The organism is Micromonospora chokoriensis, from assembly GCF_000718555.1.
Taxonomy (GTDB): Bacteria; Actinomycetota; Actinomycetes; order Mycobacteriales; family Micromonosporaceae; genus Micromonospora; species Micromonospora chokoriensis_B.
The window spans coordinates 110,266-132,816 of record NZ_JOAN01000019.1 but is presented as its reverse complement, the minus strand read 5'-3'; the positions used below and the strand labels follow the sequence as shown (position 1 = coordinate 132,816).

Genomic DNA, 22,551 nt, shown 5'->3' with positions numbered 1-22,551 from the left:
GCTTACAGACATCCGACATCATCAACCACCGGAAATCCGTACGCTCCTCCGCACCCGTGCCCCGCCCCGGCGGCTGCGCCCCCGGCATCCCCAGGAACTCCGGGCCGGCCGACATCCGGGCTGCCGCCGCGGGCGAGCCGGTGGGCAGGCCCGGCGTCGTGCCGGTGTCGGAGCTGGTCCGCGCGCCGATCGCCGCCGTCACCGGGCTGATCGCCGGCCCATCCGGGTTGGGTGTTGTCGTACGACATGCCGAGCAGGTCCAGGCCGCTCTGCGGAACGCCGTTCCACTCCTTGCAGGCGACCTCGCAGGCCTTACAGCCAATGCAGACGCTGGTGTCGGTGAAGAACCCCATCCGGGGCTGCTCCGCCGGCCAGCCGGCGTCCGGTGCCGGGTCCAGCGGGCCGTACAGGGCGTTGGCGTGGGGCATGGGTCAGACCTCCTGGTCCGGGCCGCTGTCGGCGGAGTCGGTCGTGACCTGCGGTGGGTAGTTCGGGCTGAGGTCCCCGGACCGCCGTCGGTAGCCGATGACGAGTGCCTGCAACTCCAGGCCACGAGGGCGGCGCCCGGGCTGGATGTCGCAGGTGCCGACCTTGCTCTCCTGGATCAGGACGTTCGGGTCCAGGCTGATGCCGAACAGATCGTTGGCCGAGTCGCCGGTCACCAGACCCTCAAACCCCCAGTGGTACGGCAACCAGACCTGGTGGATGATCCGACCGTCCACCCGCAGCGGGGTGAGCCGGTCGGTCACCAGCACCCGCGCCTCGATGGCCGCGCGTGCGGTCACCACGTGCGCCCAGCCCAGATGGTCGAGGCCGCGTTCGGCCGCCAACTCCGGCGACACTTCGACGAACATCTCCGGTTGCAGCTCGGCCAGCGGCGACACGGTCCGGCTCATTCCACCGGCGGTGTGGTGCTCGGTGAGTCGGCTGACCGTGAACACGTACGGGAACACCTGGCTGTGCGGCTCCGGCGGGCTCGGGTTGAGCGTGTTTATCGGATGGGTGTAGACCTTGCGGGTCGGGTTGGCCTGCTGCCGGTAGAGCGGGTTGCGCACCGGCGACTCGACCGGCTCGTAGTGGGTGGGCATCGGCCCGTCGAGCACGCCCGTCGGCGCGTACAACCAGCCCTTGCCGTCGCCCTGAAGGATGAACGGGTCGTCGCCGGCGATACCGTAACCGGTCCACTCGGCCTTCTCCGCATCCCACCAGACGTAGCGCTTGCGCTCGCTCCACGGGTTGCCGTCCGGGTCGGCGGAGGCACGGTTGTAGAGGATGCGCCGGTTCGCCGGCCACGCCCAACCCCACTCCGGGGCCACCAGGGACTGCTCCGCGCCGGGTTTGCGCCGGGCGGCCTGGTTGACGCCGTCGGCGTACACCCCGGTGTAGATCCAGCAGCCGCCGACGGTGGAGCCGTCGTCCTTCATCTCGGTGAACGACGACAGGAGGCGGCCGGTCGCCACGTCGTACCCGTTGATCTCCCGCAGCACCGCCTCGGCGCTCGGCTCGACTGTCGCACCGTGCGTGGGGTAGTCCCAGGTGAGGTCGAGCAGTGCCCGGTCGCGCGGCTTGGTCGACGTCGCCAGCCGTTCCCGGATGACGCGCCCGAGGTGGTAGAAGAACCACAGTTCGGAGCGGGCGTCGCCCGGCGGCTCGACGGCCTTCTCCCGCCACTGCACCAGGCGCTGCGTCTGCGTGAACGTGCCCTCCTTCTCCACGTGCGACGCGGCGGGCAGGAAGAACACCTCCGTGCGGCACTCCTTCGTCACGATCTCGCCGGTCTCGATCTCCGGCGCGTTCTTCCAGAACGTCGCGCTCTCGATCTCGAACAGGTCGCGGACCACCAACCAGTCGAGGTTGGCCATCCCGAGCCGCTGCGCGCGACCGTGCGCCGAGCCGACCGCCGGGTTCTGCCCGAGCAGGAAGTACCCCTTGATCTTCCCGTCGATCATGTCGAGTACCTGCTGGTAGGTGCCGTGGTCGCCGGTCATTCGGGGCATGTAGCCATAGCAGTAGTCGTTGTCGGCGGTGGCGGCATCGCCCCAGTACGCCTTGAGCAGGTTGACGCCGTAGGTGCGGGCGTTGCCCCAGAAGCCCTTCTGGCCCGGGTGGGCGATGCTGTCCACCCACTTGTCCAAGGTCGGGTGATTGGCGTGGTGCGGCATCGGCAGGTAGCCGGGCAGCAGGTTGAACAGTGTCGGGATGTCGGTCGAGCCCTGGATGCTGGCGTGGCCACGCAGGGCCATGATCCCGCCGCCCGGGCGACCCATGTTGCCCAGCAGCAGCTGGATGATCGCGCCGGCCCGGATGTACTGCACACCGACGCTGTGCTGCGTCCAGCCCACCGAGTAGACGAGCATGCCGGTACGGTCCCGGCCAGAGTTCGCCGTCCACGCCTGCGCCAGCTCCAGGAACTTCTCCGGCGAGATGCCACAGACCCGCTCCACCATCTCGGGCGTGTAGCGGGCGTAGTGCCGTTTGAGGATCTGGTAGACGCAGCGCGGGTGCTGCAACGTCTCGTCGCGCTCGGTCTCGCCGCCGACCGGTGCGCCGTGCGACTCGTGCTCCAGCCCGGCCGCGGTCTCCCGCTGCGTCTCACTGTCGCGGGTCGTCTGGTTCTGCGCGTGGCCCTCGTAGCGCCAACTGGCCTGGTCGTAGGTGGCGTTGTCGTCGTTGAAGCCGGAGAACAGGCCGTGCAGGTCCTCGGTGTCGGCGTACTCCTCGGTCACGATCGTCGCCGCGTTGGTGTAGGCGACGACGTACTCCCGGAAGTCCAGCTCGTTGTCCAGGATGTAGCGGATCACCCCGCCGAGCAGCGCGATGTCCGAGCCCGCCCGGATCGGCAGGTACGAGTCGGCACGAGCCTGGTTCTCGATCTGGAGCGCCCCCATCGCGGTGAACAACTTCTTGATGAGGTAGTTCTCCTCGTTGTCCAGCGTCGCCCCACCCAGACTGGAGATACCCAACGTCCGGTTGAGCGGTCGACCCTCGGCGTCGACGTCCTCCCAGGTCTCGTCCCGAGCGGCCAGGACCCGATCGGCGATCATGTTCAGCGCCGTGTCGAGGTCGAGGTCTTCCCACTCGGTGCCGTACGGGCGGCGGTAGCGGACCTTCGTCTGCCGCAACGGGCTGGTGACCAGACTCTTGCTCGCCGAACCCTTCGGGCAGAGCCGACCCCGCGAGATCGGGCTGTCCGGATCACCCTCGATCTGACTGACCCGCCCGTCCTTCACGAACACCCGCTGACCACAACCCACGGCGCAGTACGGGCAGACGGACCGGGCCATCGAATCGGCGGTGTCGGTGCGGGCGGTGAGCGCGCGGGACCCATCGGACTTCGCCGCGGCACCCCGCCCCAACGGGTCCGTGCCGGTGAGCTGCCGGTACACCGGCCAGCCCTCGAACCAGCTCCGCACCCCCATCGCCGCACCTTCCCGACCAATCACGCCAAATATGAACACTCTGACGTTAGATGAGGTGCCGGCCGGGTCGCAGCGGGATCACAAACAGTCATGCCTCCCCCGGCCTTTTCGGGTAGGCCGGGAGAGGCATGGAGTACGGCGAGGGTCAGTGCGGTTGCAACTCGCCGAGGCTCTGCTCGCCGAAGGTCCGGTAGCGGCGCAGCTCCCAGAACAACCAGCCGATGCTGATGATCGCCAACACGACGAAGACCAACGAGCCGGAGAACGTGTCCCAGAGGGTGTGCAGGACGACGACACCCAGGAACGTGCCGATGAACCCGAAGAGCCGACCGACGCTCGGGCTCGCCAACAACGCCCAGAGCGCGCCCGCGGTGAGCCCGGTCCAGGCGGTGTGACCGGCGGGTGCCGTCAGACCACGAATGAACAACGTCTGCTCCACCGCGCCGATGTTGCCCTGCGAACTCAGCAGCGCGGTGAAGGCGTAGCCCATCGTCTCCAAGGCGGCGAAACCCATGCCGGCCGCGACACCGATGATCAGCCCGTCCGAGGGCACCCGACGCCGATGCTGGGCCACGACCGTGAACAGCAGCACCACCGGGACGATCAGCTTCGCCGACTCCTCGATCAGCGCCACGAACAGCATCGGCAGGGTGCCGAGGCCGCGCAGGGTGTCGTACTCCAGGGTGCCGGCGACCACCGTGCCGATCACACCGCCAAAGAACGCCGACGTCACCAACACCGACGCCGGCACCTGCCACCGCCCGGTGCGGGCCTGCGCGAACGTCAGGAATGTCAGCGGCACCAGCGTGGCCCCAAGCAGGATCAACGCGGGCACGAAGTTCGGATTCTTGGTGCTGACGAGAGTCCGCAGCACCGCCAGATAAAGGACCAGCCCGATGACGAGCACTCCGACCCACGCCCACCGGCGCAAACGATCACCCATACCGCGCAGTCTGGCGGATCGAGGTTACCGAAGGCTAGCCACGACGCTGAGATCCTGACGACTCCGTAACGGGCACGCCGCCCGCTCCGCGGTCGCCTACGCTCTGCTCCCATGCGTCGCGTGGCACCGTTACTGGCATTCGCACTCCTGCTGCTCCTGTCCACCTGCACCTCGAAGCCCGCGGAGACCGGGGACGTGGCGCTGACGGTCTTCCTGGACCGCGACGTGACGGCGGAACAGAAAGACGCCGTGCAAACCCAACTCCGGTCGATGCCAAGTGTCGATGGGGTGACTTTCGAAACCCGCGATCAGGTGTACGAGCGCTCCAAGGTCGATTGGAAGGATCAGCCCGAGCTGCTGGCGAACCTCAAGCCGGAGTACGCGCCAGAGTTGGTGCACGCCACCGTCACCGACGCTTCGATCGCCGAGGCAGTCGAACTGCTCATGGCTGAGGTTGACGGTGTTGACGACGTCGCGCTCAGGATCGCGGACGTTGACCCGCTTCCATCGCGGATCGGAATCATCGTCCAGTTCAAGCCCTCGGCGGACAGCGAACAACGAGCCGTCGTCGAGCAGGCTGTCCGGGCACTGCCGTCCACGAAGTCGACCAGGTTCGAGGGCCACGACGCCGCGTACGAGCGTCTGCGCAAGCGGTGCCGGGGCAAGGGCGACCTGGCCACGCGACTCCAACCGAAGATGACCCACGATTCGTGGCGGTTCGAGATGCCGCTGACCAGGAACGGGGCTGGGGTGTCCGATCTGCTGAAGCTCGCCGGCGTCGACGGCGTACGTTTCGTTCCACTGGCAATGCTGTAAACGCCCGCCCTTCGACGGCGAGGCGAAACGGAAGTATCTATGGCCGTGGGCGCCCCGCCCTCGATAGGCCGGGACGCCCACGGATCAGGGCGGCGTTACGCGATTAGCAGAGAGTCACGTAGTCGGCCTCACGGGTGGCCGTCTGTGGCATGCTGCACATGCCGCCGCCCTCTCTGGCCTCCCGGGTGACGTTGTACGCCTGGTCGCCGCTGTCACAGACCGCGTTGCTGGCCGTGCCGGGTCGACGCCATTGGCCATACCTGGTGTAGTCGAACCAGGGCCAGTTGTCGCACCGGGTCACGGCGCGATATTCGCCGCTGCCACCGGTGCAGTAGGCGTATCCGGTGGACAGCCCGTTGTAGTCGTTGAAACAGCCCGTAGGCAGGGCCTGCGCCGGGCTGACTCCCACCGCGAAGGTCGCCACGAGTACGGCGGCAGCTACTACCGAAATCCGTTTGACCTGGTTGGACATACCTAGTCTCAGCATGAATCTACCTCCCCCGTAAGGCCACTACACCGCATCCGAATCGTCACGGATGCGATCCGTCGAACAACATTGTCGATGTCCGGAGGGGCGGGTGTCGTTGGCAGCGGGCGCAGTGCCGTTGACCGTCAGCGCAGTTGTCTGCCCTGCTGGAGCTGGCGGCGATAGTCGCCAGGCGGCAGCCCGTACGCGCGGCGGAAGGCCCGGTTGAACCCGGCGGCGTTGATGAATCCCCACCGGGCGCCGATCGCGTGGACCGGCCGCGAGTCGCTGGCGGGGTCGGCCAGGTCCCGGCAGCAGCGGTCGAGCCGCTGGCTCCGGATCCACCCGGACACGGTCAGCCCTTCGTCCTGAAACAGAAGGTGCAGGGTCCGCACCGAGATCTGGTGGGCGGCCGCGATGACCGCCGGGGTAAGCGTCGGATCGCCAACCCGCTGCTCGATGAAGCTGAAGACTCTCCTCTGGAGAAGCTGCTGCCGGGATTCGCTCACCATCGTGGGCTCGTCGAGCTGACCGGCGAGTAGGCAGGCGACGAGGTCGAGAACTACCGCCGTCAGCCGGGCGCCATCGGCCGGGGTGAGCTCCCGCGCCGACATCATCAGCTGTCCCACGAAGCTCGTCATGAGAGATCCGAGACCGCGTCGAGCTGGCATGGGCCTGGCCAGTGCCCGCTCCACCAGGCGTGGCCGCAACGGCAGATGATCCTTGGGGATCTGGATAACCATCTGTGTGAGTGGCACGTCGTTGACGACGACGCCGGGCAGGGACGCGTCGATGAAGGTGAGTTCACCGGTGTCGACGACGGTCTCGCGCCCCGCGTGACCGAAGCCGACCCTGCCTCCGAGGGTCACAGACACGAGATAGAGCCCCGGATCTGACTGGCGGATCAGCTTCGTTGTCCGGCTCGCTCGTAGCGGCGGGTAGGTCAGCGCCGAGACCTGGACGGAGCCAAGGTCCAGCAGATTGATGGTCGCCGCGAAGTCTTCCGCCCTGTCGGTGCTGATGGCGGTGCTGACGTGTGCCTTGGACGTCATCTCGTGCCAGGCGGCGAAACGATCGCCGGCAGGAAGATCGGCCGTACGGAACTGAGCCACTCGCACGCCCGCCCCCCATCTGCCGGTAGACCGCGAGAGCGCCGACAATCAGCCGCAACGCCACTCTAAGCGCCCTCTGATCAGTGTTGTGTCCCGTTCACCCGGGAGAGAGTCACCCCTCGCGAAGTCCGGCATTCGCGGCAAGCCATTTCGGCGGCAAGGGGATGGTGTGGAACCACTTCGTAGCTGGCCTACTGCCTGTCGTCCACGTTCGACCTCGGAAGTGGACTATGCAGTCGATGTTGGACCACGGTACGCGCATTGCCGGCCGGCCAAAGCCATCCTGGCCCAGGTAGACGCCCTGCTCATCAATGGCGAAGAGCAGCTCCCGCCGAGCGCGCCAGAGCTATGGACTCAAGAGCCACCCGGCTGCGGTCGGCGGTCCCACAGCACCAGGCCGGCGAGCAGCATCACGACACCCAGCCCGACCATTGCCAGCCCCACCGCCGTGTGCGCGCTCCCGCTCAGGTGGCCGGCCACGATCCACCCGCTGTCGATCCCGAACGCCAACGGCATCACCCCCTGGGGGATCACCGGGATCCACCCCGCCGTCAGCAACCCCAACGCCCACGCGGTCGACTTGTTCTCCCGATACCACTGCGCGTCCCAGGTCAGCGGGAGCACCGTATCCGGTGGCCGGCTCCGCTGGCCGGCTGCGGCGAGCACGTCGGGCCCGCGTCGGGTGAGGCGTTCGTCGGCCAACCAGATGCCGCCCCGCCAGGCGGCGGCGCCGCTGAACAGCCCGACCAGTGGCAGCAGCGGCGCCACCTCCGACGGGCCCCAGATCACCAGGGCGAGCACCGGCGCGGCGGCGAGCAGCCCAGCCGCAGTGGCAACCAGCACGCTGACAATGTCGGTCGGGTTGTCGGCCGAGGTGGGGTGCCGCGGGTCAGCCACCGGCCGCACGCGCAGCAGCGACACCCACACCGGCACCGCCGCGCCTGCGCCGAGCAGAGCGGGCAGGGTGGAGAGCGCGGCCAGCGGGTCGACGTCTGGCGCGAGGAGGACACCGGCGATGGCGAGCAGCACCCCGATCGGGGTGACCAGCACCAGCCAGGCCAAGGCCCGACCCCGGACCTCGGCCCGTTCGCCACCCGGCGAGGTGAGCGGCAGCCACAACGCGGTGCCGTCCAGTCCGACCAGCCCGGCCGACATCGCCGCCGCGCCGAGCACGGCGAGAGGCCCCGCCCACGGCAGCAGCAGGTCCACGTCGGACAGCAGCGGCAGCCCGGCGAGCAGCGCCCCGTACACCACCGCGAACGCCAGATACTGCAACCGCAGCGGATGCCGCGTCCAGGCCCGCAACTCACGGCCCGCGACCGCCCGCGTCGCGGCTGGCATCCACTCCCGCCAGCCGCGCTGGCTACGCCCATCTCCGGGCGGTGACGCCGCCGTGGTCCCGCGCGGCCGGAACGGCACGCCCGTGGTGATCACCCTCCGCACAAGCATGAGGTACGCGGCGGCGCAGAGCACCACGATGCCTACCAGGGTCGCCATCACGCGCACCCCTTGCCCGGTTGGCCCGGTCACGGCGGTGATCGGCCAGCCGCTCGGCACGTACGCCATGCCCCGGACCACCTCCTGCGGCGCTGCCACGAGCAGGACCGACACCCACGGGAAGACCGCCCAGAGCGACCCGGCGACACCCATCGCCGTACCGGTGAAGATGCCGGTGAGCAGCGCCCCGGTCGGGCCGCCGGCGTGGCCGACGACCTCCAGCGCGATGGCCGAGCCGATCAGCCCGAGCAGCCAGAGCAGCACCGCGCCGCAGGCGGTGACGAGGACCGCGACGGCACCGTACCGCGCGGCGTGCACCGGCAACGCGGCGAGCGCCACCAGCGAGACGGCCGGGCCGATGCCGATCGCCGACGCGGCGAGCAGACCCATCGCGGCCGGGACGCCGCCGATCGGCTCCAACCGCAGGTGAGCCGGACGGACCTGGCCACGCCCGCCGCCGAGCAGCAGCGGCAACACGATCCAACCGAGAACCCACGCCCCCGCCAACAGGCCGAGGGTGTGCTGGTCGCCGTGGAGCGCGTACCGGATCAGCCAGCCGGCGGCGAGCAGACCGACCAGGCCGGCCACGGCGGGTCCGGGATGCTCGCGCAGCGAGCGACGCAGCATCGTCGCGCGCATACGGGCCGGCACCGCGATCACGGCGAGGGTGCCGGCACGTGGGCCGGAGGCGAAGGGTTCCACGCTCATCGTGCCTCGGTCAGCCAGTCCAGGCCGGCGCTGCCGGAGGCTTCGGCCCCGACCAACTCGACGAACCGGTCTTCGAGGCTGCTGCCGGCGGCGACCTCGGCGACCGGCCCGCCAGCGACGACCCGTCCCTGATGGATGACGGTGACCTCGTCGCACATCTGCTCGACCAGCAGCATCGAGTGGGTGGAGAGCACGCAGGTGCCGCCGCCGGCCACGAATCGACGCAGCACCCGGCGGATGGTGGCCGCGGAGACCGGGTCGACCGCCTCGAACGGTTCGTCGAGCACGAGCAGCCGAGGCGCGTGCAGTAGCGCCTGGGCGAGGCCGAGCTTCTTGCGGGTGCCGGTGGAGCAGTCGGCCAGTGGCGTGCCGGCGCCCTTGGCCAGGCCGAGCACGTCGATCAGTTCGGCGACACGGTCGGTGGCCGCGGCCCGGTTCAGCCCGCGCAGGCCGGCGCTGTAGCGCAGCAGCTCGGCGCCGGTGAGGCGTTCCGGGAAGTCGAGGCCGTCGGGCAGTACCCCGGTCAGTGCTCGGGTGAGGCCGCGGTCGCGCAAAGCGTCGTGGCCGAGGATCCGGATCTGCCCGGAGTCCGGAGTGACCAGCCCGACAGCCATCCCGATGGTGGTGGACTTACCGGCACCGTTAGGCCCGACGATGCCGTGGAAGGTGCCGGGGTGGACGGTCAGATCGATACCGTCCACCGCGCGATGCGCCGCGAAGGTCTTGACCAGGCTACGGATCTCGAGTGCCGGGGGGATCACGCGCCGAGCATAGGTGCCCATGCCCGACGGCGTGGCCCGCTCTTGACCAGAGCGGACAGAATCGCTCAGACGAGGCGCACCACCCGGAAGCGTTCGGTCACCACGCGTGTGTCGTCGTCCACAGTGAAGTCGGGGTTGCCCAGCTCAGCGCGCACCTCCGCGCTGTGCCAGAAGGCCTCGTGCCCCGCACGCCACTGCGCCAGCGACTCGTCACCCTCGCCCTCGTCGAGGGCGTGTTGCAGGTCGACGTCCGCGAGCCGGATCACCCGTACGTCGGTCAACTCGATGACCGCGACCCGCCGGCCTGCGGAGTCCACCACCGCGGACAGTTGACCCACCGCGGGCAGCGGCTCGTCAGCGCACTCGTACCCGACCAGTAGACCCGTCGTCGATGTCTTCGCCCCGGACAGGATCGCACCCACGAGCTTGTCCCGCAGCGGCCCCGGAAAGGCGAACTCGGCAAGCGGAAGATCATCGAGGTCCATGCGGGGAGGCTACGCGATCCGGTGCGCCGAGCCGGCCCCTCGTCGACAAGCTCGCGGCGGGGCACTGACCGCGGGTGAGCTGCACCCGCTGTGGAGCGGTCCGCGTCTGTACGAACCCGCCAGGCCATGCTGTTCGTCCCTCGAGAAGAGGTGCTCGATCGGGTCTACTCGGCTGGCCGAGCCGGAGCGCGCGAGCCGTACGCCGGGCCGAAGACCACCAGCAGCGCCAAATCCTCGGTCACCTCGTCGAACCGGTGATCCTCGCCAGCCGGCACGAAGATCACCGAACCCGGGCCCACCTCAGCCGCGCCGTCCGGGGTCACGATCCGGGCCCGCCCCGCAGTGACCACGTAGATCTCATCCTCGGTGTGTGGGCTCTGATCGTCGAGACCGCCGGCCGGGATGCAGTACGTTCCCACCGACAGATCCGGCACTCTCAGGTTTTCGATCCAGTCGTTGGCGGCCCCGGTGGGTGCGGTCCACCGGCCCGCGCCTTCGATGATCAGCATGTCGGAAGCCTAGAGCCTGCATCGAAGCCGGTGCCAGGTATGAGCTGGCTCAATCGGGCACGCAGTACACGTCGCCGGAGTTCGCCGCGTGTGGCAGGTCGTGCAGGTGGGTCGCCATGTCGGTCGCGGATATCCAGCGCTGGAACGTCATCGACTTGTTGTCGCCCAACGCGACGTCGAAGCCGTCGAAGCCGAGCGCGGTCAGGCGATCGAGACACCGGTAGGCGACCGCACGCGCGATGGTGGTGAACTCGAACGAGAGCGCGGGCAGGGGGCGACTCAGACCGGCCAGCACCTCGTCCTCGAAACCCTCAACGTCGATCTTGGCGAAGGTCGGCACGCCGTACGTCTCGATCAGGGCGTCGACGGTGACCACCGGGACCTCGATGTCGGCATCCCACACCTCGCTCTCCCACCCGCCTGCGCCCTTCGCCGCCCGGACGAAGTCGGGCGAGACGGTCGACACGGTGGGGTTGGCGGAGTTGACGTGCAACCGGGTGCGCCCGGGGAACGCGCCGCACGCGGCGTCGACAAGGGTCACCTGGTCGTCGTCGGCGTAGATCGCGCGCAGAGCACGCAGGCACAGCGGCTGTGGCTCCACGGCGACGACCCGGGCCCCGAGGCGGCGGAAACTGCCGATGTGGTCGCCGACGTGGGAGCCGATGTCGAAGACGAGGTCCCCACCGCTGACGAAGCGGGAGTAGAAGGCGTCCATTCTCCCGTCCCGCTCAGGATCGCCGTAATAGACGTCCAGCGAGCGGTGCAGCAGGGACAGGGTCGGATCGGTTCGGAGCGCGGCGATCCTGGAGTCGGTGGTAGCCGTCATCTGTGTGGGTCCAGTCCGTGGGAAAGGGTTTACGGTCCGAAGGCGGTCAGGAACCGGTCCCGAAAGGCGTCCATCCGCCAGACCGGCGCCTGCGACCCGGGCTTGAGGCCGTCCTGCCAGCCCCACCCGGAGATCCGGTCGAGTACGGCCCGGTCCCGGGTGATGATCGAGATCGGCACGTCGTGGCTGGCGTTCTCGCCGGTGACGACGGCGGCGGGCTGGTGGTCACCGAGGAAGACGAACACGAGGTCGTCGTCTCCGTAGGTCTGCACGTAGGAGATGAGCGAGCCAAGTGTGTACTCGATGGACTTGCGGTAGTCCGCCCGGATCTGGGTGGTGTTGCGTCGTCGCTCCTCCGACGCGCCACGGCCAGCCGCACGGAAGACCGCGCCGTCGCCGACGTCGGCCCAGTCGAGCAGCGGTGGAACGGGCGTCCAGGGCGCGTGACTCGACACCAGCGCCAGCTCCGTCATCACGTTGCCGTCCTGCTTCGCCTGCTCCAGGCGCTGCCAACTGGCCAGGGTGTACTGGTCGGGCGGAGTGCCGAAGCTGTACTTCGGGCCGCGGTAGCCGAGCGCCTTGGCGTCGTAGAACCGGTCGTAGCCGAAGAAGGAGCCCTCTGGCCACGCCTTGGTGACAGCGGGCATGACGCCCACGGTCTGCCAGTTCGCCCGCCGGAAGGCACCGTTGAGGGTCATCCGGTCACTGGCCAGCAGGGTGCGGTGCCGCTGATCGTTGTCGATCCAGAGGCCGGAGAGCAGCGTGTCGTGCGCGAGCCAACTGCCCCCACCGAAGGTCGGCGAGGTGAGGAAACCACTCTGCGCGGCGAAACCCGCCGCGCGCAGCCGGCTGGTGCCACTGTCGAGGACCGCGCCGACCTGCGGCGCGAACTCCGGATCCTCGACGGCGTCCCGGCCGTAGCTCTCCACGAAGGCGACGACCACGTTCTTGCCGCGCAGCGCGGTCAGGAGCTGGTCACCAGGCGTTTCGGCGAACCTGTCGGCCTCGATCAGGGTGCCGAACGTCTTGCGGTCGTCGAGACGCAGGCGCACCTGGAAGCCGTGGCCGTTGGCCAGGATGGTCGCGGAGGTGTCGGCGACCGGTACGCCCTCGACCACCCGCACGTTGAACGCGGCGCAGGCCACCCAGAGGACCACCAGCGCGGCCACGATCCGGGTGGTCCCGGTGCGGTGCCGGAGCACCAGCCGCCGTAGTCGCCGCACCGACAGCGTGACCAGCGTGGGCAGACCCACGGCCACCACCGCCAGGGTGATCGCGGCACCGATGGCGGCGGGCCGACCGTACGACTCGCTGAGGAAGGCGAACCCCTCGTCGAGGAGCGCCCAGTCGAGCACCAGATCGAACGCCCGGCTCAGCGAGGCGGAGAACCCCAGGTCGAGCAGCTTGAGCAGGCCGAGCAGGCCGAGGGCCACTCCGGCGAGCGTCGCGACCAGTCGGCTGCCACGAGACGGCAGGGCGAGCAGCAGAGCCACGGTCAGCAGCGCTTCCAGCGGGATCCGGACGAAGGCTCCCGGGCTGAGCCGGCCGAAGTCGTACGGCGCGGTCAGCACGGTGAGCACGAGCAGCGCGGCCAGGACGGTCGTCAGCCGGGCCACGATGGAGCGCTTCGGCCGAGCCTCGGCCTCCGTGGCGGCACCCTCCGAGAGTTCGCCCCTCATCGCCCTCCGTCCCTGGCTCGGCAGCTGACGTACACGCGTCAAGAGCGACAACCCGGGCATCCTTCCATGATCACTGCTGAGTGCGGCATCCGGGCGGCTCAAACGCGGGCGATTCCGCGTCGGGCAACGGCGACGGCCGGGCGTTCCGGCCAGGCCAGCCCATCCGTCTTACTCGGGCGCAGCCCGGCCAGGCCCACACCGACGTTCGGGGCGCTGTGGCTCGGCTGGCTGCCCAGGTGGGCCAGGGCGTCGTGGCTGAGGGCGCGGCGGTGGTGCCGGGTCACCCACAGCCACGCGATGTCGCGTCCGAAGGACTCGACCAGCAGCGCCAGCGACGCCACCAGCACGACGGTCGTCAGTGGCCCGGGCAGCACGTCGCCCATCGCCACCGTCAGCATGACGCCCTGGATCGCGGCGACGACCTTGCGCCAGTAGCGCGGCGGCAGGGATCCGCGCATCCACCCCAGCACCCAGCTCGCGGCGACGAAGGCGTACCGCATCGCGCCGATCGCGAGCACCCAGCCCCCCACCGTCGGGGCCACGTACAGGCAGAGCACCAGGACCAGGAAGGAGTCGATCTCCATGTCGAAGCGTGCGCCGAGCTCGCTGGTGGTCCCGGTGCGGCGAGCCGTGTACCCGTCGACGGCGTCGAGGGCCAGCGCCACGCTGGTGAGCACGACCATCAGCGTGACCGGCTCCGGCCGGGCGAACGAGTCGGCAACCAGGGCCGTCACGCCGCCGGCGAGGATCGCCCGGCTCAGGGTCACCCGGTCGGCCGGGCTCAGACCAGACGCGTCCGAGCGGGTCATCCCCCGGCTGAGCAGGGCACAGAGGATGACCCCGTACGCCAGCCCCGCCAACCACCCCGCCACACCGAGGCCGACTGTTCCCGCGAGCACCGCCAGCATGACGATCTGCACGAGCAGTCCGATGACCGGACCAGTTCGAACCGTTGACATCGTGCCTCCGTGACTCTGGTGGGTGCCCCTGACCGTCATCACGGAAAATACGACCGATCGGTTCATTCTGAACGCGAACCAGCAGGGTGGTGCGGGGGCGCAGGGTCAGGCCGGGAAACAGCCGTCGATGAAGCGCAGGACCTCCTCGGTCAGCACCGGCCCCCGAACGGTACGCCGGAACAGGTCGGTGCCGTGCGGGCTGCCGGGCTCCTTGCCGTCCTCGATGAGCAGGCGCTTGTTCGCCGCTCCCGAGGCGTTGTACAGCTCGCGTACCTGCTTCTCCACCGCACCCTCCATGTCGTCCGGAGCGACGATGAACAGCGACGGCGCGGCGATCCGCTTGATCGGGCGAACGCCGTCCAGTGGCCCGCATCGCGCGGGTGACGACATGATCAGCAGGCCGACGAGGTCCTTCTCCTTGGCGCCGGCCATGGCGACGGTCGTCCCGCCGCAGGACGCGCCACCGAGGAACACCTGCTTGGCACCGCGTCGGTGCAGTTCGGCGAGCGCCGCGGTGACGTCGCGATCGATGTTGTCGTTGTCCGCCACCGTCTCCGACGCTCCGTGATTGCGGAACTCCGGAATCATGACCTGGTAGCCGAGTGCGGCGAGTTTCTGACCCAGGTCGAGGAATGAGCAGATGTAATAGCCCTGTTCGTGTGCGAGCAACACACCCTTGGGGCCGCTGCCGAGCACGAGACCTGACAAATGCGTCCCGTCGCTGTCGGTCAGCGAGATCGCGTATTGGCGCAGATTCTCGGGCACGCAGGTGTTGATGAGGTAGCCCGCGTCATTCTTCGTGGTGCGTTCTGGCACCGTCGGCTTGTAGCGGGCCGGCGGTTGCGGGGTCACGCTCGTCGTCGTGGCCGGGCTCGCGGAGGTGACCGGGCTCGCGGAGGTGGTGACCGCCTGGCTCGTCGAGTCGGCCGTCGGCTTTCCACCGGCGCTGGTGGTGGCGCCAGCGGAACAGGCCGTCAGTAGCAGCACGGAGGCCACCGCAATTGCTCCGATGATTCGACGAGGTCTTTCGGTTCGCATTCCGTGCTCCAAGCAACTGGTGACTGGCGGACTCCGCCCACGGGGCAGACCGGCCACGATGATGGCAGAGAGTTGTTTGGAAGCTGTGAAGATCGGAAATGCGGGCCCCCGGCCCGTCCGTAGCAGCCGGAAGACGCGGGTCAGGACGTCGGCAGGGTGAGCACCTCGACGCCGTCGTTGGTGATGGCGATGGTGTGTTCGCTGTGCGCCGTTCGGCAGCCCGTCACGCTGCGCAGTGTCCAGCCATCCTTGTCGGTGACGAGCGCGGCGGTGTCCGCCATGACCCAGGGCTCCAGCGCCAGCAGCAGCCCCGGGCGCAGCCGGTAGCCACGACCGGGCCGCCCGGTGTTGGAGACGTGCGGGTCCTGGTGCATCGTCGACCCGACGCCGTGGCCGCCGAACTCCGTGTTCACCGAATATCCGGCCGCGTTGAGGACCGAGCCGATGGCATGGGAGATGTCCCCGATGCGAACGTCGGGGCCGGCGGCGGCGATGCCCGCGCTCAACGCGCGCTGGGTCGCGTCGATCAGCGCGACGCTCTCCGGGGGCTGCACGTCGCCCACGATGAAGCTGATGGCGGAGTCGGCGACGACTCCGCCCAGGGAGACGGCGAGGTCGAGCGAGAGCAGGTCGCCGTTGGCCAGCGAGTAGTCGTGCGGCAGACCGTGCAGCACGGCGTCGTTGACCGACGTGCAGATGTAGTGGCCGAACGGCCCGCGTCCGAAGGACGGCTCGTAGTCGACGTAGCAGGACTGCGCCCCGGCCTCGATGATCATCGACTGCGCCCACCGGTCGATGTCCAGGAGGTTGGTGCCGACCACGCAACGGCTCTTCAGCGTCTGCAGGATGCCGGCGACCAGGGCGCCGGTGTCCTTCGCTCGCAGCAGGTCGGTGGGGCTCAGGATCTCGATCATGCAGCGCCTTCCTCGGGCGACCAATAAGTATCCCGGCCATATTATCCCGGTACTAGAATCGGCACATGGTCAGGTTGCCGCTCACCCCCGCAGAGGTCGAACGCGGGCAGCGCCTCGGCGCCCTCCTGCGTCGAGCCCGCGGAGAGCGTTCGATGCTCCTCACCGCGCTGGACGCGGGCGTCTCTCCGGAGACCCTTCGAAAGATCGAGTCCGGCCGGATAGCCACCCCCGCCTTCCCGACCATCGCGGCGATCGCCGACGTGCTCGGCCTCTCCCTCGACGCCGTCTGGTCGGAGATCAACACGTCCGAGGGCAGCGCCGAACTCCCCCGACCAGCTCGCACCGCGCGCGAGCGGCTGGCCTCGTAGACCGACCCCACCGGCCGGTCAGGGCAGAAACTCGGCGGTCAGGCTGATCAGGGCCCGAGCGGCGGCACCGACCGGGCGGTCCACCGGGGTGGCGAGCGACGCCGTCCAGTTCAGGTCGGCGTCGGTGACGGTCACCATGCGTACGCCGTCGGCGTCGGCGACGGCAAAGCGGGGCAGCAGCGCGATGCCGAGCCCGTGCCGGACATGGTCGGCGCCGGTGGCGATGTCGGGGATCTCGATGGTGACGCGCCGCGACAGGCCGGCCGCGGCGAACGCCCGGTCGGTCACCGCACGGTTGCCGTACCCGACCGGGGAGTCGATGAAGTCCAGCCCGGCGATGTCGTCGAGGGTGACCGCTTCGCGGGTGGCCAGCGGATGGTCGTCCGGGATGACCAGGTCGAGGACCGAGCAGGCCAGCTCGGTGAGGTGAATCTGCGCCGGGGGCGTGCCGGGCAGTGAGACGAACGCCAGGTCTAACCGGCGTTCCGTGAGGGCGTCGATGAGCCCCTGGGAGCCGTGCGGGGCCACGCTGGTGTGCAACAGCACTCCGGGGTGCCGGCGGTGGAACTCGCCGAGCAGGGCCGGCAGGTGCAGGAGCCGGGTCGAGGTCATCGTGCCGATGCGCAGAGTGCCGCGTAGACCGCCGTGCACCTCGGCGACCGCGTCGCGGGCGTCGCGGGCCGCGTCGAGGGCGATCCGCGCGCGCGGCAGCAGCGCGGCACCGGCGTCGGTGAGGACTACGCGTTTGGAGTTGCGGTCCAGCAGCGGTGCGCCCAGTTCGCGTTCGAGGGTCTTGACCGCCGCCGAGACGGCGGACTGGACGACATGCAGGCGAGCGGCGGCGCGGGTGAAGTTCTGCTCCTCGGCCACGGCGACGAAGTACTCAAGTTGGCGGAGTTCCACACCACCAAGTATCACCGATCGCGATCGTCACGAGCATAAACTTTCGTTGTACCTGATGCTTGGATGGGGCAACAGTGGAGTCATGTCCATGTCGACCCTGACACCTGACCCCGCCACCTCCAACCGCAGCGACGAGTCGGCTCACCGCCACGGCCGTGGCTTCTGGGCCATCGCCCTGGCGTTTTTGACCGCGATGGCGTTCTGCACCGTGCCGGCCCCGCTCTACCCGCTGTACATGGCGCGGGATGGTTTCTCCACCTTCATGGGCACTGTCGTGTTCGCGGCGTACGCGGTGGGCGTGGTGATCAGCCTGCTGCTTGCCGGGCACGTCTCGGACTGGGTCGGCCGGAAGAAGATCCTCATTCCGGCGTTGGCACTGGAGCTGGTGGCCGCCGCCCTGTTCCTGGGTGACCCGTCCCTGCCGGTGCTGCTGGTCGCCCGGCTGGTGAGCGGGCTGGGCATCGGCATGATCACCGCGACCGCCACCGCGTACCTCCAGGAGCTGCACGCCGCGCACCGGCCCGGCGCGTCCCGCCAGCGCTTCGAGATGGTCTCCACCGCCGCCAACATCGGTGGCCTCGGCGTCGGCGCGCTGGTCGCTGGCGTCCTCGCCCAGTACGTCGACGCGCCGCTGCGTACCCCGTACCTGGTGTTCGCCGTCCTGCTGGCGCTGAGCATCGTGGCGGTCGCCCTGACCCCGGAGACCGTCGAGGAGCAGCTGGTCAAGCCCACCTACCGGCCGCAGCGGATCAGCGCCGACCACGGGGACCGGGCCGGCTACCTAGCCGCGGCGGCCGCCGGGTTCGCCTCGTTCGCCGTGTTCGGCCTGTTCACCTCGGTCGCCCCCGGTTTCGTCGCGGGTGCCCTGCACCTCCCGTCGCGGGCCCTGGCCGGCACGATCGTGTTCGCCGTGTTCGGCGCCGCCGCCGTGGCGCAGACCCTCACCAACCGGCTGCCCGCCCCGGCGAAGGTGCGCCTCGGGCTGCTCGCCCAGGCCGTCGGCGTACCCCTCCTGCTGGTGGGGATGCACACCGCCAGCCTCGCGGCGTTCCTGGTGGGCGGCGTGGTCGCCGGCATCGGCGCCGGGGTGCTGTTCAAGGCCGCCGTCGGCGCCGTCGCGGCGATGGCCGCGCCCGAGCGGCGCGGCGAGGCCCTGGCCGGGCTCTTCCTCATCGCCTACCTGGGGATGATCCTGCCGTCGGTCGGCATCGGCATCGCCACCCAGGCCGTCACCGCCGGCACGGCGATGGACTGGTTCACCGGTCTACTGCTGGTCATGCTCACCGGCGTGGCCCTGCTGTTCCGCCGTAGCGCCACGAGCCACACCCGCTGAGGCGGCCGGTCAGGTCGCGTCGGGCCACCACGGTTCGAGGAGGGTGGGGTCCGCGACGTAGCTCTCCACCTGCGTCCGCTGCTCCACGCTCAGGGTCAGTGCCTGCAGACGAGCGCCCCACTCGGGCACCCGATCGGCCTTGTCCAACGCGGTGGCCAGCTCGATCAGACCGGCCAGCGCCATCGCCTGCTCGACCACCGGCGCGTCCTCGGCGCGGCGACGCATTCCCGAGTCGAGCGCCCGGTAGGCCGCCCGGTCGTCCATCTTGAACTCGCGCAGGATCCGCGCGTTGTCGAGCACCCGGGCAAGCCCCTCAATTGCCTTCGACCCGCCGTACTCCAGGTCATCCGGCTCGTCGCGCTGGATGAAGACGATGGTGTTGCCCGACGGGTCGACGATGCTGAACCGCGATGCCCCGGCCCGGTAGCGGGTCATCCGGGGCAGACCCTTGACCAGCACCTTGCCGTAGGCGCGGCGCATCGCCTCGGTGAACACCGCGTGGTACGACGCCACCGCGTCCACCATCACCAGGCAGCCACCGGAGTGCTCCTTCGCCGGGTCGAGGTCCTTCGGCGCGGGGCCGTAGTGCAACTGGAACCCACTCCACGTGAAGGCCAGGTACACGTAGGGCTTGAGCTGCTCGTAGGTCACCTCGAAGCCGAGCGCCCGCCAGAACGCCAGGGTCTCCTCCGGGGCCGGGCAGTGCAGCAGCGGCACTGTGGTCTCGTTCGGCTGGACGCGGTCCTCATTTGTCGTCATGCTCGCTCCCGCTCCGGTGGGCAGGCCGGCCATTGTGCCAGCACCGGGGACCGACCTCGACGGGATTCGTCTCCTACCCAGGGAGGAGGCGCGCTCCGACCACCGGCCGCAACCAGGGCTTCCGGTCGGACGCGATCGGCGGGCCCGGTGACGAACATCTACAGACATGACTACCGTTCTGCGCCGGGCGACGCATTGGAACCGCCCCCTGATGTTCCTGGTATCCGTGATGGCGGTGTGCGGCGTCGTCGCCGCGGTCGGCATCCTGGTCGACTCGCGCATCCTCACCGGGGCGCCGATCTGGCTCAAGCCGTTGAAGTTCGCGGTGTCCTTCGTGCTGTACGGAGTGACGCTCGCGTGGATGCTCTCCCTGCTGCCGCGACGCAGTCGGGCTGTCGAGAGGGCGGTCGTTGTCATCGTCGCGGTAGCGGTCGTGGAGAACGCGTGGATCATCGGTCAGGTGCTACGCGGGCAGGCCAGCCACTTCAACGACAGCACTCCCCTGAACGCCGCGCTGTTCGCGGCGATGGGGGCGGCGATCGGGGTGCTGTTCTTCGCGCACCTCGTCATCGGGATAGTGGTCCTGATCCAGCGGATCCCCGACCGGGTCGCCGCGACCGCCGTCGGGTGGGGGCTCGGCCTGTCCCTGCTGGGCATGCTCGCGGCGGTGCCGATGGCGCTGCCGATGCAGGACCCGGGGATCGAGGGGATCGGCGGGGCACACAGCGTCGGGGTGCCCGACGGTGGGCCGGGATTGCCGATCGTCGGCTGGAGCACCACCGGTGGTGACCTGCGGGTCGGGCACTTCGTGGGGCTGCACGCCCTGCAGGCGCTGCCGATCCTGGCGATCCTGCTGAGCCGGTTCGCGACCCGGCTGGACGAGCGCACCCGGGCCCGGCTGCTGGTCGTCGCGGGCGGCGCGTACGGCGTACTCACTGTGCTGTTGACCTGGCAGGCCCTGCGCGGGCAGCCGCTGTTGCGCCCGGATGCCGGCACGCTCGTCGCGTTCGCGGCCCTGGCGGTCGCGACGGCGACCGCCGCCGCCCTGGTGCTGGCCCGCCGACGCCGCCCGGAGCTGGCGCTGGCCGCATGACCGCGACGCTGTTCTGCCTGACGTTCGCGGTGGCCGCGCCGGCGACCGCCGCCGCCGGGCCGCAGCGCCTAGGCTGACCACCGTGGGTTGGCCGGGGCGACTGTTCGACATGCGGGACACGCTCGTGCGGATGGCGCTGCTCGACCTCGCCGGGGTGGGCTACCTGCTCTTCGTCCCGCACTCCGCCAGCAGGCCCACGACGACACAGTGGATCCTCGCGGTGCTCGCGTTCACCGTGGGGCTGGCGGTGCACCGTTGGCCGGTGGTCAACCTGCTGGCGCAGGCCGCCCTGCTGGCGGTGGCGATCTGCCTGGTCGACGACTTTACGATCAACCAGGTTGGCGCGAGTTGGGCCCTGCTCGAGATCACCATGCGGGCGCGCCGACCCCGGACCATCTGGCTGTCCGCCGCGCTGCTGGTCGTGGTCGACCTGACCGACTCGATCGGCGACCGGGCCGGCCAGGTCGCCTCCGGCGTCGTCGGGCTGGCCCTGGAGGTCGGTGTGCCGGTGCTGCTCGGCCTGGTCATCCGCGCCAACCGGGAGCTGAGTCGGCAGGCCGTGGAGCGGGCCCTGGCCGAGCAACGCCAGCACGAGTCGGAGAGCCGTGCCGCCCGCGCCGACGAACGCAGCGCCATCGCCCGCGAGCTGCACGACGTCGTCGCGCACCATGTGGCGTCGATGGTCCTGCGGGTCGGCGTCGCCCGGCACGTGCTCACCGACCTGGACCCCCGGGTGGGCGAGGTCTTCGACGACGTGCACGGCACCGGTACCGCGGCCCTGGCCGAACTGCGTCGGCTGGTCGCGGTGCTGCGCAACCCCGACGGGGTACGCGGTGACGCGGCGCTGACCGCGATCGAACCCGCCGCGCTGCCGGCGGCGATCGGCGCGTCCATCGATCGGGCCCGGCAGGCGGGTGTCACCGTGGAGGCCGACCTCGACCCGGCGATCGGCTCACTCGACGCGGTGCGCGGCATGGCGGTGCTGCGACTGACCCAGGAGGCGCTGACCAACGTGGCCAAACACGCGGGAACGTCCGCGCTCGCGCAACTCGTCGTCGCCGTCCGGGACGGCTGCGTGCACTGGGAGGTCACCGACAACGGGCACGGCGCGGTGCCGGCAGGCGTTCCGGCCGGTGGCGGGCACGGCATCACCGGGATGCGCGAGCGCGTCGAGGTCCTCGGCGGCCGGCTGGAGGCGGGCCCGACCGACACCGGGTGGCGGGTGCGTACCGTCCTGCCGGCCGTGACCCCCGCGTCGGAGCCGGCGTGATCCGGGTGCTGCTGGTCGACGACCAGCACCTCATCCGAGCCGGGCTGCGCATGCTCTGCGACGCCCAACCCGACATCGAGGTCGTCGGGGAGGCAGACAACGGTCGCGAGGCGATCGCGCTGGCCGGGCGGGTGCTCCCCGACGTCGTCGTCATGGACCTGCGGATGCCCGGTGTCGACGGGATCACCGCGACCAGTCGAATCCTCGCCGAACGCCCCGCCACCCGCGTCCTGGTGCTGACCACCTTCGGCGACGACGACCACCTCTACCCCGCGCTGACCGCCGGCGCCTGCGGGTTCCTGCTCAAGGACGCGCCCCCGACCGAGCTGCTGGACGGCATCCGTCGGGCCGCCGTCGGCGACAGCCCGTTCAGCCCGGACGTGCTGCGCCGCCTCGTGCAGCGCGCGGTGCACGCCCGCCCCGAGTCACCACCGGCCATGCCGGGGCTGACCGCCCGGGAGCGGGACGTGCTCGACCTGGTCGCCGAGGGCCTGTCCAACACCGAGATCGCCGATCAGCTCCACATCGGTGTCACCACGGTCAAGACCCACATCACCAGCCTGATGACCAAGACCGACAGCCCCAATCGGGTACGCCTCGCCCTGTTCGCGCGCGGCGTCTGACGGCCGGACGCCGCGCGACCTGCCCTTGACGTGCGACGGGGAGCGCTTCAAGATCGGCTGGAGCGGAGCC

Annotated in this window: 20 protein-coding genes and 2 pseudogenes; 6 read left to right on the top strand and 16 right to left on the bottom strand. The window is 69.9% G+C overall.

Annotated features, from left to right (window positions below):
* From IF46_RS32785 to IF46_RS0124455, 3 genes and pseudogenes are all read right to left on the bottom strand, one after another.
* A pseudogene (locus tag IF46_RS32785) lies at positions 1–428 on the bottom strand (4Fe-4S ferredoxin); the annotation flags it as partial.
* 3 nt (positions 429–431) lie between these two features.
* On the bottom strand, positions 432–3,419 hold the full coding sequence (locus tag IF46_RS0124460) for a molybdopterin-dependent oxidoreductase (RefSeq protein WP_051724133.1): 2,988 nt from the start codon (positions 3,417–3,419) through the stop codon (positions 432–434).
* 145 nt (positions 3,420–3,564) lie between these two features.
* Positions 3,565–4,362, bottom strand: a complete 798-nt coding sequence (locus tag IF46_RS0124455; RefSeq protein ID WP_030490720.1) for a PrsW family intramembrane metalloprotease — start codon at positions 4,360–4,362, stop codon at positions 3,565–3,567.
* A gap of 111 nt (positions 4,363–4,473) precedes the next feature.
* Here IF46_RS0124455 and IF46_RS0124450 point away from each other — a divergent pair, with 111 nt between their 5' ends.
* Positions 4,474–5,178, top strand: coding sequence for a permease-like cell division protein FtsX (locus IF46_RS0124450; protein ID WP_030490719.1), 705 nt, complete (start codon positions 4,474–4,476; stop codon positions 5,176–5,178).
* Positions 5,179–5,281: 103 nt separating this feature from the next.
* Here IF46_RS0124450 and IF46_RS0124445 read toward each other — a convergent pair whose 3' ends face one another.
* From IF46_RS0124445 to map, 11 genes and pseudogenes are all read right to left on the bottom strand, one after another.
* Complete coding sequence (locus IF46_RS0124445) at positions 5,282–5,665, bottom strand: hypothetical protein (RefSeq protein ID WP_157563423.1); 384 nt, start codon at positions 5,663–5,665, stop codon at positions 5,282–5,284.
* A 125-nt stretch (positions 5,666–5,790) separates the two neighbouring features.
* On the bottom strand, positions 5,791–6,804 hold the full coding sequence (locus IF46_RS0124440) for a helix-turn-helix domain-containing protein (protein ID WP_157563420.1): 1,014 nt from the start codon (positions 6,802–6,804) through the stop codon (positions 5,791–5,793).
* Positions 6,805–7,110: 306 nt separating this feature from the next.
* Positions 7,111–8,961: a hypothetical protein gene (locus IF46_RS0124435; protein WP_157563417.1), complete on the bottom strand. Its 1,851-nt coding sequence runs from the start codon at positions 8,959–8,961 to the stop codon at positions 7,111–7,113.
* Positions 8,958–9,722 (bottom strand): ABC transporter ATP-binding protein, encoded by a 765-nt coding sequence (locus tag IF46_RS0124430; protein ID WP_232234147.1) that lies wholly within the window; start codon positions 9,720–9,722, stop codon positions 8,958–8,960. Before IF46_RS0124430 ends, IF46_RS0124435 begins: the two co-directional genes overlap by 4 nt.
* A 65-nt stretch (positions 9,723–9,787) precedes the next feature.
* Positions 9,788–10,207, bottom strand: coding sequence for an ASCH domain-containing protein (locus IF46_RS0124425; RefSeq protein WP_030490714.1), 420 nt, complete (start codon positions 10,205–10,207; stop codon positions 9,788–9,790).
* Positions 10,208–10,371: 164 nt separating this feature from the next.
* Positions 10,372–10,716 carry a cupin domain-containing protein gene (locus tag IF46_RS0124420; RefSeq protein WP_030490713.1) on the bottom strand — a complete coding sequence of 115 codons (345 nt, stop codon included), beginning with the start codon at positions 10,714–10,716 and terminating at the stop codon, positions 10,372–10,374.
* Positions 10,717–10,765: 49 nt separating this feature from the next.
* On the bottom strand, positions 10,766–11,542 hold the full coding sequence (locus IF46_RS0124415; protein ID WP_030490712.1) for an FkbM family methyltransferase: 777 nt from the start codon (positions 11,540–11,542) through the stop codon (positions 10,766–10,768).
* A gap of 29 nt (positions 11,543–11,571) precedes the next feature.
* Positions 11,572–13,221, bottom strand: a complete 1,650-nt coding sequence (locus IF46_RS0124410) for a sulfatase-like hydrolase/transferase (protein WP_232234146.1) — start codon at positions 13,219–13,221, stop codon at positions 11,572–11,574.
* A 266-nt stretch (positions 13,222–13,487) separates the two neighbouring features.
* Positions 13,488–14,180 (bottom strand): annotated as a pseudogene (locus IF46_RS0124405) (CDP-alcohol phosphatidyltransferase family protein); the annotation flags it as partial.
* A gap of 105 nt (positions 14,181–14,285) precedes the next feature.
* On the bottom strand, positions 14,286–15,167 hold the full coding sequence (locus tag IF46_RS0124400; protein WP_198041522.1) for an alpha/beta fold hydrolase: 882 nt from the start codon (positions 15,165–15,167) through the stop codon (positions 14,286–14,288).
* Between the two features lie 191 nt (positions 15,168–15,358).
* On the bottom strand, positions 15,359–16,132 hold the full coding sequence (gene map / locus IF46_RS0124395) for a type I methionyl aminopeptidase (protein ID WP_030490708.1): 774 nt from the start codon (positions 16,130–16,132) through the stop codon (positions 15,359–15,361).
* A 65-nt stretch (positions 16,133–16,197) separates the two neighbouring features.
* Between map and IF46_RS0124390 the strand changes: the two genes are divergently transcribed.
* Positions 16,198–16,500: a helix-turn-helix domain-containing protein gene (locus IF46_RS0124390; RefSeq protein ID WP_030490707.1), complete on the top strand. Its 303-nt coding sequence runs from the start codon at positions 16,198–16,200 to the stop codon at positions 16,498–16,500.
* An 18-nt stretch (positions 16,501–16,518) separates the two neighbouring features.
* On the opposite strand, the gene IF46_RS0124385 is transcribed toward IF46_RS0124390, so the two are convergent.
* Positions 16,519–17,403, bottom strand: coding sequence for a LysR family transcriptional regulator (locus IF46_RS0124385; protein WP_030490706.1), 885 nt, complete (start codon positions 17,401–17,403; stop codon positions 16,519–16,521).
* 82 nt (positions 17,404–17,485) lie between these two features.
* On the opposite strand from IF46_RS0124385, the gene IF46_RS0124380 reads away from it, so the two are divergent.
* A complete protein-coding gene (locus tag IF46_RS0124380) occupies positions 17,486–18,736 on the top strand; it encodes an MFS transporter (protein WP_232234145.1) in 1,251 nt (416 codons plus the stop codon).
* 9 nt (positions 18,737–18,745) lie between these two features.
* On the opposite strand, the gene IF46_RS0124375 is transcribed toward IF46_RS0124380, so the two are convergent.
* A complete protein-coding gene (locus tag IF46_RS0124375) occupies positions 18,746–19,495 on the bottom strand; it encodes a glyoxalase (RefSeq protein WP_030490704.1) in 750 nt (249 codons plus the stop codon).
* Positions 19,496–19,661: 166 nt separating this feature from the next.
* Between IF46_RS0124375 and IF46_RS0124370 the strand changes: the two genes are divergently transcribed.
* From IF46_RS0124370 to IF46_RS0124355, 3 genes are all read left to right on the top strand, one after another.
* A complete protein-coding gene (locus tag IF46_RS0124370) occupies positions 19,662–20,588 on the top strand; it encodes a hypothetical protein (protein ID WP_030490703.1) in 927 nt (308 codons plus the stop codon).
* An 82-nt stretch (positions 20,589–20,670) separates the two neighbouring features.
* Positions 20,671–21,858: a sensor histidine kinase gene (locus tag IF46_RS0124360; RefSeq protein ID WP_030490702.1), complete on the top strand. Its 1,188-nt coding sequence runs from the start codon at positions 20,671–20,673 to the stop codon at positions 21,856–21,858.
* Positions 21,855–22,481, top strand: coding sequence for a response regulator transcription factor (locus tag IF46_RS0124355; RefSeq protein WP_030490701.1), 627 nt, complete (start codon positions 21,855–21,857; stop codon positions 22,479–22,481). The genes IF46_RS0124360 and IF46_RS0124355 overlap by 4 nt, the downstream gene beginning before the upstream one ends.
* Positions 22,482–22,551 lie beyond the last annotated feature (70 nt).